The following is a 14,743-nucleotide window of genomic DNA, read 5'->3' as shown; positions in this document are numbered from 1 at the left end:
ATAAATTAACAATTATTGATGAAATCGATAATGTATAAAAAATATACTAATTTTCAATTTCTTTATTTTTTATATTTTTAATTGCTTGTGTTTCAGCATCACTAACATTAATATTTAAACACATACGATATAAACTAGAAATAGCAAAAAGACATTCACCAACTTTAGCACGAGCAATAAAATCAGTTTCATTAGCAGAAATGCCACCATATGAAGAATACAATTCATTTAATGCCGCTAAATCATGAGGTTGTAAGTTTAATACTTTTAAATATTGACTTGAGTTAATAATAGCAGTAGTATATTTTTTAATTTCTTCAGAACCAAGAAAATCGTTAATATTTTGTGTAATAATATTTATCATACCTGTATACTTACGAATTCTCTTAACAATTTGATACATAAATAATAATGCTGCTGGAAATTCTTTATCAATAAGTAAATGGGCTTCATCAATAGTAATTGAAATTCATTGTTGTTTATTATTAATTTCATTATCATTTTTATTTTTTCGTACTTCATTTTCAATATATTTCAAAATTAAAAACATTTGAGCGTTAACTAAACGTTTATTCCCTGATTGCGTTAAAGTATATAAATCATAAACTTGTAATAAACTACTGCTATTAATATTAGTATGAGCATTTCATAAATTAGCATCAGTACCACCAGTTGCAAATCTTGATAATATAATTAGTAAATTTTTTAATTCATTTTTACTTCTAATCTCTTCTTCTTTAACCATATCAGATTCAATAATATCATATAAATCTTGAAAAATTGGAAATTGATTTGGTTTTAATAAATGAATTTTTGTTCGAGAAGTAATACCAAATTTTTCATACATTAAATTTACATAAATCATTAATAAACTTGATTCATTTCTCGTTAATCCACCAGTAGCAACGTTTAAAAATTGTTCTAAGAATTGCATATGTGGTGCTAAAATATCACGAGTATTATTATCATTAGTATTATCATCACTCAGTGCCAATGTAATTTGAAATGGATTAATATTGCCAGAAGAACCGTCACCAACATCAATTCAACTTCCATCATGATAATTACATAAATCGCGATATTCACGTTCAGGATCAATAACAATTACTTTATGACCAAGCATAATTTGATAATTTACTTCTTTTTTAGAAGTATAAGATTTTCCTGAACCACTAGTACCAATAATTAATTGATTATGATTTTTACGAGTACTACTTTTAGTTCTTTGATCAAAAAATACTTTATTACCACTTTCATTAAATCCAAGAAACAGTCCTTGTTTATCATTTAATTCTTGATTTAAAAAAGGAAAACTAGCACCTATTGTTAAACATGGCATTTCGTGACCTGTTTCTTTAAATCAATCAGCACTATCTGGCATTACTGATAAAAAAGCTTCTAATTGACGATAATATAATTTATCAAACTTCATATTATTGTTTTTTATTTCGTATTCGGCAGTACTAATATTTTGCTTAAGTTGCTTACGATCAGCACCATTAATTAATAAATACATATTAGTATTAAATATTTTTTCACCACCACCAGCAATTTGATCTAATAATTCATTTAATGATTGATAATGATAATCATAATCTCTTCGTTCTGATAATGATTTTGTCATAAAATTTAAAGTTGCTAAATTTTGCATAGCTTTATTCAATTGTTTTTTAGCACTTTCTTCACTGATACTATTAAAAGTAAAGATTAAACTAGTATTCGGAATATTTACTAAATTTGCTAATCAGACTGCTGAAACTTCAAATGGATAATCATATATGTTATAAACAGTTTGAAAACAATTAGCAAATTCTAAATTATTCTTATGAACTAATAATTCTTTAATCGCTAAATCATTAGTTAAATCTTTACTTTTAACAGTTTCTTCTTTTTTTGTAGTAAACATTTCTTCTAACGAAGTATTTTCATTAGAATTTATTAATTTACTATAAACAACCATCATTTCAAAACAATTAATATCACTAGCTTTAACACCACTACGACTGATATAATTTTTAAAAGCATTTACTTCTTCTTTTAATTTTTCTTGATTTGATGAATAAAAAAATAAGTAAAAAAATGGTTGCGTCATTTCATTTTGATTTTGAATTTCATTATTAGCATTAATTGCTGATATCATTTGAAATTTTCTTGCTAATTTTGCTTTTTCACTAATATTTTCTAAATCAATTTTTTCGAGTTGTTCTTTATAAAAATTAGTTTGTGCAGTTATATCTAAAGGCATATCAATCTTTATTAAAGACATAGAAATATTAATAATTTTAAAAGCTGCAGCTAAATCTTTAATTTTATTTGAGGCTTCTTCATTAGATAATAATGTAATATTAAAACCCTCCAATAATAAAGCTCTAGTATAATTTGTATTTTTCACATTTAATTGCATCACATTCTTACTAATAATTTTTTTAAATGGTACTAATATTTGTGAATTTTTTTCAGATTTATAATAACGATTTTTACTATGAAATTTAAATCATAATAAAATAATTTCTCATCCTTTTTTTCTTGGCTGTCAATAAAAAGTAAGCGGAATAGTAGCACAACCAACTAAAATAACAGCTAATATTTTAAAAATAATATCAATTTGCAATAATAAAATAATAATTGAAGCAAATCCAACTACCATTAAAATAATTAATAAATCAATTAAACCAACACTTCTCCAAATTTGTAATTTTACAAATTTAATAGTTTTAGGAATTAAAAATTTCATTTATCTTTTCTTTTGAAATTTCATTAGAATTTAGCGCTGAATTTGGTTTACTGTTTATTTTCTCTATCTTTATACTATTAACACGCTTCTTAAAGCCACAACGGCTGCAATTAACTTGAATATTTATTCCTTCTAAGTAATCAGCTATCAAAATTACTCTACCACATCGATAGCAAGCAAAAGAATTTTGTGGCTTTTGAGCTAATCGAACAGATGTATACGTATCTTTCATAATCATTGTCTCCTAACTGAATTTAATTTGTTTACTAAACACAATTCAAAGTTATCTTGTTCCCTAAATATTATTAAGCAACTGAAAAAGAAAAAATAAATTTTTGCTATATTTTTAATTTAAAATAACCCACTATTTAAACACTATTTTCTTTTTAAAATCTAGTTTTACTTTAAAAAATAAATTAAATTTTTAAAAGCAAAGAAGAAAATTTAAAAAAATTTTAATAAAATAATATCTATAAAAACTCAAGAAATCAAAGTTTTATACATTTCTTGAATTAAATAAATTTTAACAAATTAACAAAAAATAACAAATTTTTTTTATTTTTCTAACTTTTTATTAACTTATCTAATCCTGGAATATTTGGCATTTCTCCTTTTTTAATCTGACCAGCAATTTGATCCATAACTTTTTTAGTTTTTTCAAATTGGTTTAGCACTTTATTTAATTCTTTTTCTGAACGACCTGAGCCTTTTAATACTCTTGCTTTTCTAGTTGGATAACGTAAAATTTGTGGCTTTTCACGTTCTTGAGCAGTTGTTGAAGCAATAATATATTCTGCTATTTTTAAATCAGTTTCAGCATCACTAATTTTAGCATCACTAATTTTAGCAGACATACCAGGAATCATTTTTACAAGTGAGCCCAATTTACCAATTTTTTGAATTTGCTTCATTTGATTAACAAGGTCATTCAAATCAAATTGACCTAACATCATTCTATTCATAGTTTCTTCAACATCACGAGTTGAAACTATACTTTCGGCCTTCTCCATTAATGTAGTAAGATCACCCATTCCTAAAATACGTTCTGCCATTCTTTCTGGATAAAAAACCTCTAAATCAGTTACCTTTTCACCCATTCCTAAGAACTTAACAGGAATCTTTGTTAAATAAGAAATTGAAAGAGCTGAACCACCCTTAGCAGTACCATCTAATTTAGTGATTATACTTCCAGTAATAGGAATAGTATTATTAAACTCAATAGCAACATTAATTATATCTTGTCCTGCCATACCATCACAAACAAGTAAAACTTCTTTTGGTGAAGTAATTTTTCTTATTTCTGCTAGTTCTTGCATTAATTTTTCATCAATGTGTAATCTTCCAGCTGTATCAATTAATATTACATCAAACTTATTTTTATTAGCATATATTTGAGCATTTTTAACAATATTAGTAGGAGTTTCATTTTTTTGGGAAAAAACTTCAATATTCAATTGTTTTCCTAAAACTTTTAATTGTTCAACAGCAGCTGGACGATAAATATCTCCTGCAACTAGTAAACATTTTTTTTGATATTTATCTGTTAACAACTTTGCTAGTTTAGATATTGTTGTTGTTTTACCAGAACCTTGTAAACCAACTATCATAATAACAGTAGGATTAGTAGATAAATCTAATTCAACATTCTTAGTACCCATAATCTTTGTTAATTCATCATGAATAATTTTAATTAACATTTCTTTTTGATCTAAGCCTTCTTTAATAAATTCACCTTTTGCTTTATTAATAATTTCATTAGTTAAAGTTTTAACCACTCTAAAATTAACGTCAGCCTCTAACAAAATTAATCTAAATTCTTTAATTGTTGCTTCCATATTTTCCATGGTTAAAGTTTTTTTACTTAAATTTTTTTCTAATGTTTTTTGTACTTTTTTTGACATAATGTCAGCAAAACTCATATTTATATTCTCCTCTATTTTTAAGACTATATTATTTTAACACTAAAATAATAATGAAAAAATAAATTAAACATAAAAAAATAAATATTTGAATTAACAAATTATATATTTTATAAAGTTAAAAAGAGAACCTAAGGGTTCTCTAAAAAATAATTAATTAATTTTTTAATTAATTAATTCTGTTGCTCTTACTTCACGAATAACAGTAATATGAATATCGCCTGGTATTGTAATCATTTGTTCTAATTTTTGTTTTAAGTTTCTTGCTAATATATGAGCATCAAAATCATTAATAACTTTAGGATCCACAATAACTCTAATTTGTCTTCCAGCCTGAACAGCATATGCTTTTTCTACGCCTTTAACAGATTTACACAAATCTTCAATTTCTTTAATTCTAGTTATAAATTCTTCTAATGAATTATTTCTTGAACCAGGTCTAGCTGCTGATAATGTATCAGCAGCTGAAACTAAAGAAGAATAAACATTATCTTTTGCAACATCACCATGATGAGAATGAATAGCATTAATAATAATATCACTTTCACCATTTTTTTTTGCTAAAATAACACCATTATAAACATGTGAACCTTCTAATTCATAATCAGCAGCTTTACCAATATCATGTAATAAACCAGCACGTTTTGCAATATTAACATCTAAACCCAATTCAGCTGCCATTGCTCCTGCAAGTTTGGCAACTTCAAAGGAATGCAATAAAACATTTTGACCATAACTTGTACGATATTTTAATCTTCCAATATAAGATACTAACTCTGGTTCAAAACCAGTTAATTTTAACTCATCAATAATTTTTTTACCATCAACTTTAAAACCTTCATTTAATTCCTGCTCATGAAATCTCAAGATTTCTTCAATTCTAATTGGATGAATTCTTCCATCTTTAACTAAATCTTCTAAAGCTCTAGTTGCAATTTCTCTTCTGATCGGATTAAATGAAGAAATTTGAATTGTTTCTGGCGTATCATCAATGATAATATCTACACCTGCTGTTAACTCAAAAGATTTAATATTTCTACCCTCTTTACCAATAATTCTGCCTTTCATTTCTTCATTAGGTAACTTAACATATGATACTGACTTATCAACAATAAAATTACTTGCATAACGTTCTATTGCTTCACTAACAATATTATTGGCTAACTCTTTAGATTGAAGTTTAATATTATATTCATGATTTTTAATAATTTTATTAAATTCTAATGATAATTTTTCTTTTAATTTACTAAACAATTCATCTTTTGCTTCATTTCGACTCATACCAGAAATTTTTTCTAATTCCATAATAATTTGATCAATTTTTTGATGATATTCTAATTTAACATTTTTTACAATTTCACGTTGATGATAAAGATTTTGTGTTTGTGTTTCAATTATTTCTTCACGTTCACTTAATTTGCGTTCTCTTTTATTTAAAAGTTTCTCATATTCTAAATTTTGTTCTTTACGATATTCAATCTCTAAATACAAATCTTTTTTCATTTTACTTATTTCAATTTTTGCATCGGCTCTTGAGGATTGAATTAATTTTTGAGATTCTTTTTCTCTCTTTAAAATATTAGTAAAACTTTGTTGTTCTTTAATTTTTAAATACATTTTTCTAATTAGAAATCCAGCAATTATCCCTACTATCATTGCTAGAAAAATTGATATACCTACTCACATTTCAAACTGTTGACTACTTATATTTGATAATATAGCTAACATATTTTTTTCCATTTATATTTTTCTCCTTGCTGCAAAACACCTACAAGAAAAAGAATCCTTACACTCAAAAACTTAAATAAAATTAAAATTTTATATTTTTTCTTCTTTAATATCTACACACAAATAAGTAGGATAATAATCCTACATTAATTTTAGCATGTTTTTTTTAAAACTTGATTCGTTCCTTAATTTGTTCTAAAAGAAAAGTATTTGTTTCTAAACTTTCTTTTGCTTTTATTTTTCCTTGTCCTAATTTTACATCTTCATAAGTGTATCAGCCACCAGATTTATTAATAACTTCTTTCTCAACAGCAATTGTAATGATTTCACTAATTTTTGAAAATCCTTCTTCAAAACAAAAATCAAGACTTGCTGTTTTAAATGGTGGTGCTACTTTATTTTTTACAACTTTTATTTTTATTTTATGACCAATTATTTGATTACTTTTGATTAATTGTTCACCTTTACGTACTTCTAGTCTAATTGTACTATAAAAACGTAATACTTTTCCTCCGGGTGTTATTTCAGGATTACCATATATAATACCAACTTTTTCTCGAATTTGATTAATAAATAAAACAATACAATTAGTTTTTGCGATACTTCCACTAATTTTTCGTAATGCTTTAGACATTAATCGCGCTTGAGCACCAATTGTTTGATCATTAATATCACCATCAAGTTCAATTTGTGGAACTAATGCTGCTACTGAATCAACAACAATCATATCTAAAGCTTCTGATTTAACAAGAATATCTAGTATTTCTAATGCTTATTCTCCTGAATCTGGTTGTGTAATTAATAAACGACTAATATCAACACCTAATTTTTGACTATACTGACGAACTAATGCATGTTCAGCATCTATAAATGCTATTCTACCATTTTGTTTTTGAACTTCTGCTAAAGCCATTAATGCTAATGTAGTTTTACCTGCCGATTCTGGTCCATAAACTTCAATAATACGACCTTTTGGAAAACCTTTAACACCTAAAATATCATCTAATAATATACTTCCTGAACTAATAACTTCAATATCGCCAATACTAATATCACTTAGTAACATAATAGCACCTTTGCCAAATTCTTTTTCAATTTGCTTAATGGTCTTTTCTAATAATTGCTCTTTTTCTTTAATGTTTATTTCCATAAAATCACCCTACAAAATATTAATAACTCTGTAAGATAATTCCTTTTTAAAATTTAAAAACTTAATAAAATTTTTTTTAAAATAACTACTGCTTTTGCTACTATAGTTGATCTAATTTCGTTTCTATATTACCTGAAATATTTAACACTTCACATCAAACATTATCATTGATAACAATACCTACATATACTAAACCAACCGGTTTATTTTCTAGAGCATTAGGTCCTGCATTTCCAGTAAAACTAATAGCAATATTTGTTTTTAAAATTTTTTGTGTATTTAAAGCCATTTCTATAGCACATTGTTTACTTATTACACCATATTTTTCAATGATTTTTTTTAATTTTAACAATATTGATTTTTTATTCATTAGTATACGTTATAAAACCACCAATAAAATATTTAGAAGCACCAGCAATACTAGTAATCTCTTGAGCAAAAAGTCCACCAGTAATACTTTCACAACAACTAATTCTAAAATTAAATTTATCTAATAAAACTAAAAGTTCAGTCATTTTTAAACCTTCAATCAAATAATTTACAATACAAAAAAAGAATAAAAAAAATCATAAGCCACGTTCTGTTCTTGCTTCTTGCAAGTGCTAACCATTTATCTACTATTGTAAACAATAGTTCGGTTTATTATTCATTTCTAATAAACCAATGCCCCTACCTAAATTTGGGTTTCTCGCTTGTGGGGTTTATCTCGTTCCAGCTTTTAAGTTTCCTTAAAACTCGTCTCTATGACACTTTTATAGACTAGAACCTTATTTAATAAAAAACTTAGGTTTTTGTCAGCCGTCAGAATTACTGCTTAGAGTTATTGTTTTCTCTAACACAAACATTACTTTCATCACAGAAAGTGCGAGCGTGGACTTTCCTCTACATACTAATGCAGCGATTAGCTCATTTTTTATTCTTTTAGAAAAAAATTATAACATATTTATTCTTCATGTACAATACTTTCTAATTTGCTTAACCTCGTAATAATATCAACATTTTCTACACCTTTTTCTTCTAATTTTTGTTTTTCTTGTTTTAAAAATAAAATTTGTGTTTTTAAAACATCAATTTCTTTAAGTAACTTGTAATTATTATTTTCTAAAATTGTATTTTGCTTTTTTAGTTTATTTACAAATTCTTCTAGTATTTCATAATTAGTAGCTACTAAATCAAGAAATAAATCTACTTCTTTAGAATCATAGCCTTTATAATCAACAGTAAATTCTTTATCTATAATATCCTTTTTACAAATATTCATACTTATACCTCCTTTAATTAAAAGGAAAACTATTCCAAAGTTAGTAATATTCTATATGTAAGGGGGAATTAAAATAATGTTTTATGCTAACCGTGGAATGTTTCTTGAAACTATAATTAATTATACTATTGAAATTATAAATAATGAAAAACAAGCACTAATTTTTAAACAAAATCCATCAATTTTATATCAAAACAATAAAATTTTTAAAGAAAAAAGTAATGTTGATTATCATGGAGTTTATCATGGTAAATATTTGTGTTTTGAAGCAAAAAGTACTAAGTCTTTAACATTACCATGAAATAATTTTAAAAAACATCAACTTGAATACTTAGAAAATGCTTTTTATCTTAATGCTATTAGTTTTGTTATTATTTATTTTTCAGAACATAATGCCTTTGTTTTAGTTTTTTGAGAAAAATTAAAATTTTTAAAAGTTCAAAAAAAAGCACTGACATATAAAAAAGTAGAACAAAATGGATATAAATTAGAAATTATATATCCATTTTATCTTGATTTTTTAAAATTTTTAATTTAAGAAGCTAAAGTTTCTGTTTGTTGATTAGTATGTTTTTTAAATTCAGAACTCGCTTTAAATTTAGGTGCTTTAGAAGCACTAATTACAATAGATTCACCAGTTTGGGGATTACGACCTGTTCTTGCTTCACGAATAATAGTTTCAAATATTCCAAATTTTGGTATATTAATTTTACCACCATTTGCAACTTCAACTTTTATCTCTTCAAAAAATAAATCAATAATATTAGTCGCTAAGGCAATTGTGACGTCAGACTTTTGCGCCACTATCTTAATAATTTCTGTCTTTGTTTTAGAATTACTTTTTGCCATAAAATTTCCTCCTAATGTTTTAAGAATTATAATTATAATGTCTATTATAGATATTATTATAACTACGTTATCTTCAAACCAATTTAAAAATGTTACTGGTCTGTAATCAAATTATATAGTAACATTTTATAAAGTGAACCATAAAATGTATTTTTTTTCTAAAAAAATGATAAAATTATTTGAACAATATTTTTTTTACACTTATAAAGCTTAAAAAATAAAAATAAAATTTAATTTTCAATACTGATAATAAAATATTAAATAAATATTTAATTAAAATGCTGAATTATACTTGTAAGTGCAAGTAAATAAAATTGCAAAAAATTCTCATATAAAAATTTCATAATGCTAAATTTAATTTAGAAAAAAGTAAGGAGTTTTTATATGAGTTATAAACATCTTGGCATAGATGAAAGGATTTATATTGAGAATCAATTGAAATTTAAATTTAAAATTAGTGAAATAGCTAAAAATCTTAATCGAAGTATTAGTACTATTATTCGAGAAATGAATAGAAATAAAGATAATAATCATTATTTTTCATTAACTGCACAAAATAAAGCTGAAAATCGAAAACAATCACATATTAGTTTTCATAAGTTTAAAAATAAGAATTTAGTAAAATATGTACAACAAAAATTACTATTAGGTTGATGACCTGAACAAATTTATGGCAGAATTAAAAATTTTCATAAACAATGAGTTATTAGTTTTAAAACAATTTATACTTGAATTTATTTTGGAATGCTTGATAAAGTTACTAGTAAAAATTTAAGAAGAAAAGGTAAAAAACGAAAATCTCAAGAGAATCGTGGCAAGTTTAATGGTAAATCAATTAAAGAACGAGATATAAATGTTAATGATCGTATAACACTTGGTCATTGAGAAGGAGATACTATAGTATCATCACGAGGTAAAAGCAAATCATGTTTAATAACTTTAGTTGAAAGAGTATCACGATTTACTTTAGCAATATTAGTTAAAAACAGAACTACTAAAGTTATTAATAAAAATGTCAGTTATTATTTATCAATTCTTCCTAAAAACATTGTTAAAACTATTACTTTTGATCGTGGCAAAGAATTTTCAAATTGACAACAACTTGAAAAAAATTTAGATGTAAAAATTTATTTTGCCAATCCATATTCACCTTGACAAAGATGTACTAATGAAAATACTAATGGTTTAATTAGAGAAAAATTTCCTAAAAAATTTATTTTTTCAAAAACTAATAAAAATGAAGTTCATAAATTTATATTGTCTTTAAATCAAAGACCGAGAAAAATATTAAATTATCTTTCACCAATCGAATATTTGGATAGAAAAATAATTTAGTTGCACTTACCTTTACAATTTAGCAATAAATAAAATTCGTTTTGAAGGATTAAAAGATTTAACAGGAGCTGTATTATCACCTCATGATGCCTTTCTTGTTTTAAGAGGACTATCAACTTTAGAATTACGATTATGAAGAGCTTGCAAAAATGCAAGAATAATTGCAGCAAGATTAAAAGAACATCCTAAGATTAAAAAAGTATTTTATCCTGGACTAACTAATTCAGCAACAGAACAAGTACTTTATGAACAACAAATGAAATTACCAGGAGTAATGATTAGTTTCGAATTAAAATGTGGATATGATGGAGGAATCAAACTATTAAATAATTTAAAATTAATAATTTTGGCAGTTTCTTTAGGTGGAATTGAGTCATTGATTGAACATCCTGCTTCAATGACACATTCTACTTATAATGCACAAGAATTAGCAGATGCAAATATTTCAGAAGGTCTTGTTCGTCTTTCAATTGGTATTGAATATGTTGAAGATTTGTGAAATGATTTGGAACAAGCATTAAAAAAACTATAATAATTATTTATTAGCAATATGCAACCATCAACAACATATTACCACTTAAACAAAAATCAGTATAACCATTTGGTAAAATAAATGAGTCACCTTTTTTAATACTAGTATCATCAATTATACCATTACCATCCAATACTGAGATTTGCAATCATCTAGTATTAGGATAACTATAATGGTTAATTCCCTCATTAATTAATTTAATTAACTTAAAAAACTTGTTATCAACTAAATAATTATCATGACCATTAGCTTCACTACTATTTAAATCAGGAGCTAAAACAATAGTTGATGCTTCTTTCAAATGCAAATTTCGTAAATTACCAAGTTCATCTTTACGATCATAATCATATAAACGATATGTAATATCTGATGATTGTTGTAATTCAAAAACCATAGTATGTGCCAATAAACCATGAATTTTTAGAGAAGGAACATAAATAAATTGATCTTTTTTAATTGGTATATATTTTAATAGTTTATGTCATTGTTCTTTTGCCAATCATTGATTAAACTGATCTTTGGTTTTAGCATTATGACCCAAAATAACTCTACCTTTGGGTAAACATTCTAATATATACCAACATTCAGTTTTTCCTAAACATTGATGATTTTTTTCTGCGAATTTATCATCAGGGTGAATTTGAACGCTTAAACTATCATTTGCGTCTAAAATTTTTGTTAACAATGGATATTCTTTATTAATCACACTACCTGAACTATCAAGATTAGCAAATAAACTAGGTTGCTGTTTAAACAATTCTGCTAAACTGAATCCTTTATACTCGCCATTTAAAACATAACTCATTCCATTGGGATGAGCACTAACTAATCATGCTTCACCAATTGGTGTATTTTTAGGTAAATCAAAATTAAATTTGTGTGCTAATTTTTGACTACCTCACAATTTGCGAATAAAAGCAGGTTTTAAAAAAATTATTTGTGATGTGCTATTATTCATATTCACTCTCCTAAACTTTGATTATTTGTTCAATTAAACTTTATTTTTACTATTTTTAGATTTAGTTTTTTTACTATTAAATATTTTCATGATTCTTTCATTCATTAATTTAAAAACCTTAATATTACGTGATTGAATAATTAATAATCCACCATATACTAAACAAGTAACAATACTTCCAACAATAATGGCTAAAAAAAATAAAAGAATACTTACCCAAATCACATAATTAACTGAACTAACTGCACCTAAGATAGCAACAATAGGACCACCATGACCAGCAGCATCAGTTAATAAGAAAGCACCAGCAATACTACCAGCAACAGCACTACCAATAATATTACTAATAATAGCACGTTTTGGATCTCTTACTGCAAAAGGAATCGCACCTTCAGAAATACCAATACACCCCATTAACATTGCTGTTAAACCTAATGTACGTTCACTTTCATTAAAGAATTTACGAAAAATCAAAGTTGTTAAACCCATTCCAAGTGGTGCAACAGGAATAGCTGCAGCTACTGCTCCCATAAATAATTGTGAACTAGGATCAGCAGTTATAGTTGTTGAGGCTGCTAAAAAAGCAACTTTGTTAATTGGACCACCCATATCAAATCCAATCATGGCTCCTAGCAAAATTCCAATTGCTGCCATTGCTTCACGTGGCATGTGGGTTAACCTATTTTGAAATTGTTCCATTATTCAACCAATTGGAGCTCCAATTGCATAAATAAAAGTGAAACTAATTAAAAATGTTACTACAATAGGAATAAAGAAAATTGGCATAATTGGAGCAATAGTCTTTGGTACTTTTCAAGTAATAATTCATCTTACTAAATATCCAACACTTGGACCAATTAATAATGCTCCTAAAAATCCAGCAGAAACCTTTGGCTCTAAACCAGCAATTGGATAAACTAATCCTGCTGTATTAGCAACATATGCACTTACCATTGCCGGAACCAAGGCAGCACGTCCTGCAATTGAATTAGCGATAAAACCAGCTAAAATTGGAATCATTAATGTAAAAGCAATACTTCCAGCTTGATTCATAAAATAAAGAAAATGATTATGTGGTAACTTGGAAATATCAAAGTCAACACCATAAACTGCTTTAGCAATACCAATTGATAATGCTAACATAATTCCACCAAAAACAACAAATGGAACCATATAGCCAACACCAGCCATAATATGTTTCATAATTCCCTGTTTATCAGTAGTAAATAAATCATTTGATTTATTTTCTTTTTCCGCTTTTTGTCCCGATTCTGACTTGTTTATTTCATAAGGTTTTGCGTTAGCAAAAGCATCATTAACAATACTTTCAGGATTTTTAATAACTTTGCTAATTTCTACTTTATATAATGGTTTATTATTAAAACGTTCTAATTTTAAATCTGCAACACCGGCCGATACTGCAATAATAACTAAATCAGCGTTGGCAATATCAGTTGCTGTAAAAGCACCTTTAATACCAATACTACCATGAGTTTCAACTTTAATATTATAACCTAAATTTTTTGCAGCAATTTCTAATTTATCTTGTGCAATATAAGTATGTGCTACCCCAACTGGACAAGCAGTAATTGCTATAATATTTTTAGTTTTTTTTGAAGAACCTTTCAGATCTTCACTAATAGTTTTACTACTAGTTTCAACATTAGATTTATTATTAATATTTAGTGATTGAATAATTACTTTTTTATCTTTTGAATTAAATAATATTGATTGAAATTCCGGTTTTGTTAATCTTTGTGCCACTTTTGATAAAATTTCCAAGTGCTCATTACCAGCACTTTTTAGTGGCACAATTAAAGCAATAATTGCTTTAACGGGTTGTTCATCTAGTGCTTTCCAAGGAATTGGCTGTTTAAAACGCATAATAAAAATTCCTGATTTAACAATATCTTCATTACGAGCATGTGGCACAGCAACACCACCACCAAAACCAGTAGTTCCTTCTCCTTCTCTTTGTAGAAAACTATTAACTACTGATTTTTCACTAATATTTTTTTTCAAAAAACCTAATTTTTTAGCAGAAGTTGCTATTTCTTGAAAAGCTTCTGCTTGTGTTTTACAATCAGATTCAAGAAAAACGTGTTCTACTGTCAAAATATCATCTTGTTTAGACAACATACTTCATCTCCTTACTTAATAAATATTCATGACATAATATTAAATTATTATTTTAAAAAAAACAGTTTTTTTATTTAAAAAATTAATTAAATTTTTTAATTAGCTGAATTATACTTGTAAGTGCAAGTAAATAAAATT

General features: G+C 25.8%; 15 protein-coding genes, 1 other RNA gene and 1 pseudogene. 3 read left to right on the top strand and 14 right to left on the bottom strand.

Annotated elements, in window-relative coordinates:
• Nucleotides 1–46: 46 nt before the first annotated feature.
• The 10 genes and pseudogenes from ACICQF_RS01690 to ACICQF_RS01645 form a co-directional block, all read right to left on the bottom strand.
• Complete coding sequence (locus tag ACICQF_RS01690) at nucleotides 47–2,734, bottom strand: Mbov_0397 family ICE element conjugal transfer ATPase (protein ID WP_395473451.1); 2,688 nt, start codon at nucleotides 2,732–2,734, stop codon at nucleotides 47–49.
• Nucleotides 2,715–2,966: a hypothetical protein gene (locus ACICQF_RS01685; protein ID WP_174480064.1), complete on the bottom strand. Its 252-nt coding sequence runs from the start codon at nucleotides 2,964–2,966 to the stop codon at nucleotides 2,715–2,717. The genes ACICQF_RS01690 and ACICQF_RS01685 overlap by 20 nt, the downstream gene beginning before the upstream one ends.
• A 331-nt stretch (nucleotides 2,967–3,297) precedes the next feature.
• Entirely contained in the window at nucleotides 3,298–4,653 is a 1,356-nt protein-coding gene (gene ffh / locus ACICQF_RS01680) for a signal recognition particle protein (protein ID WP_395473450.1), read from the bottom strand.
• A gap of 165 nt (nucleotides 4,654–4,818) precedes the next feature.
• Complete coding sequence (rny, locus tag ACICQF_RS01675) at nucleotides 4,819–6,393, bottom strand: ribonuclease Y (protein WP_395473449.1); 1,575 nt, start codon at nucleotides 6,391–6,393, stop codon at nucleotides 4,819–4,821.
• A gap of 154 nt (nucleotides 6,394–6,547) precedes the next feature.
• Nucleotides 6,548–6,697, bottom strand: coding sequence for a hypothetical protein (locus tag ACICQF_RS01670; protein ID WP_395473689.1), 150 nt, complete (start codon nucleotides 6,695–6,697; stop codon nucleotides 6,548–6,550).
• A gap of 33 nt (nucleotides 6,698–6,730) precedes the next feature.
• A pseudogene (gene recA / locus ACICQF_RS01665) lies at nucleotides 6,731–7,531 on the bottom strand (recombinase RecA); the annotation flags it as partial.
• Nucleotides 7,532–7,631: 100 nt separating this feature from the next.
• Nucleotides 7,632–7,901, bottom strand: coding sequence for a CinA family protein (locus ACICQF_RS01660; protein ID WP_395473448.1), 270 nt, complete (start codon nucleotides 7,899–7,901; stop codon nucleotides 7,632–7,634).
• Nucleotides 7,894–8,046: a CinA family protein gene (locus ACICQF_RS01655; protein ID WP_395473447.1), complete on the bottom strand. Its 153-nt coding sequence runs from the start codon at nucleotides 8,044–8,046 to the stop codon at nucleotides 7,894–7,896. The genes ACICQF_RS01660 and ACICQF_RS01655 overlap by 8 nt, the downstream gene beginning before the upstream one ends.
• Nucleotides 8,047–8,095: 49 nt before the next feature.
• Nucleotides 8,096–8,444, bottom strand: an RNA gene (gene rnpB / locus ACICQF_RS01650) — RNase P RNA component class B.
• Nucleotides 8,445–8,474: 30 nt separating this feature from the next.
• Nucleotides 8,475–8,792, bottom strand: coding sequence for a DivIVA domain-containing protein (locus ACICQF_RS01645; protein WP_395473446.1), 318 nt, complete (start codon nucleotides 8,790–8,792; stop codon nucleotides 8,475–8,477).
• A gap of 76 nt (nucleotides 8,793–8,868) precedes the next feature.
• Here ACICQF_RS01645 and ACICQF_RS01640 point away from each other — a divergent pair, with 76 nt between their 5' ends.
• The gene (locus tag ACICQF_RS01640) at nucleotides 8,869–9,330 is read left to right on the top strand and encodes a Holliday junction resolvase RecU (protein ID WP_395473445.1); all 462 of its coding nucleotides are present in this window, start codon (nucleotides 8,869–8,871) and stop codon (nucleotides 9,328–9,330) included.
• Here ACICQF_RS01640 and ACICQF_RS01635 read toward each other — a convergent pair.
• A complete protein-coding gene (locus ACICQF_RS01635) occupies nucleotides 9,327–9,641 on the bottom strand; it encodes an HU family DNA-binding protein (protein ID WP_252320859.1) in 315 nt (104 codons plus the stop codon). The genes ACICQF_RS01640 and ACICQF_RS01635 overlap by 4 nt on opposite strands.
• Nucleotides 9,642–10,025: 384 nt before the next feature.
• Here ACICQF_RS01635 and ACICQF_RS01630 point away from each other — a divergent pair, with 384 nt between their 5' ends.
• Nucleotides 10,026–10,976 carry an IS30 family transposase gene (locus ACICQF_RS01630; protein WP_395473444.1) on the top strand — a complete coding sequence of 317 codons (951 nt, stop codon included), beginning with the start codon at nucleotides 10,026–10,028 and terminating at the stop codon, nucleotides 10,974–10,976.
• Between the two features lie 12 nt (nucleotides 10,977–10,988).
• Here the strand turns inward: ACICQF_RS01630 and ACICQF_RS01625 are convergent, their stop codons facing one another.
• Entirely contained in the window at nucleotides 10,989–11,123 is a 135-nt protein-coding gene (locus ACICQF_RS01625; protein WP_395473443.1) for a hypothetical protein, read from the bottom strand.
• Between ACICQF_RS01625 and ACICQF_RS01620 the strand changes: the two genes are divergently transcribed.
• The gene (locus ACICQF_RS01620) at nucleotides 11,077–11,508 is read left to right on the top strand and encodes a PLP-dependent transferase (protein ID WP_395473688.1); all 432 of its coding nucleotides are present in this window, start codon (nucleotides 11,077–11,079) and stop codon (nucleotides 11,506–11,508) included. The genes ACICQF_RS01625 and ACICQF_RS01620 overlap by 47 nt on opposite strands.
• 10 nt (nucleotides 11,509–11,518) lie before the next feature.
• Here ACICQF_RS01620 and ACICQF_RS01615 read toward each other — a convergent pair whose 3' ends face one another.
• Complete coding sequence (locus tag ACICQF_RS01615; protein ID WP_395473442.1) at nucleotides 11,519–12,466, bottom strand: type I phosphomannose isomerase catalytic subunit; 948 nt, start codon at nucleotides 12,464–12,466, stop codon at nucleotides 11,519–11,521.
• 33 nt (nucleotides 12,467–12,499) lie between these two features.
• A complete protein-coding gene (locus tag ACICQF_RS01610; protein ID WP_395473441.1) occupies nucleotides 12,500–14,605 on the bottom strand; it encodes a PTS fructose transporter subunit IIABC in 2,106 nt (701 codons plus the stop codon).
• Between the last annotated feature and the right edge of the window lie 138 nt (nucleotides 14,606–14,743).

The sequence above is a fragment of the Spiroplasma endosymbiont of Nomada rufipes genome, assembly GCF_964277355.1.
Classification (GTDB): domain Bacteria; phylum Bacillota_I; class Bacilli_A; order Mycoplasmatales; family VBWQ01; genus Spiroplasma_E.
The sequence above is the reverse complement of the archived record's forward strand: the minus strand, read 5'-3'. Positions and strand labels throughout refer to the sequence as shown.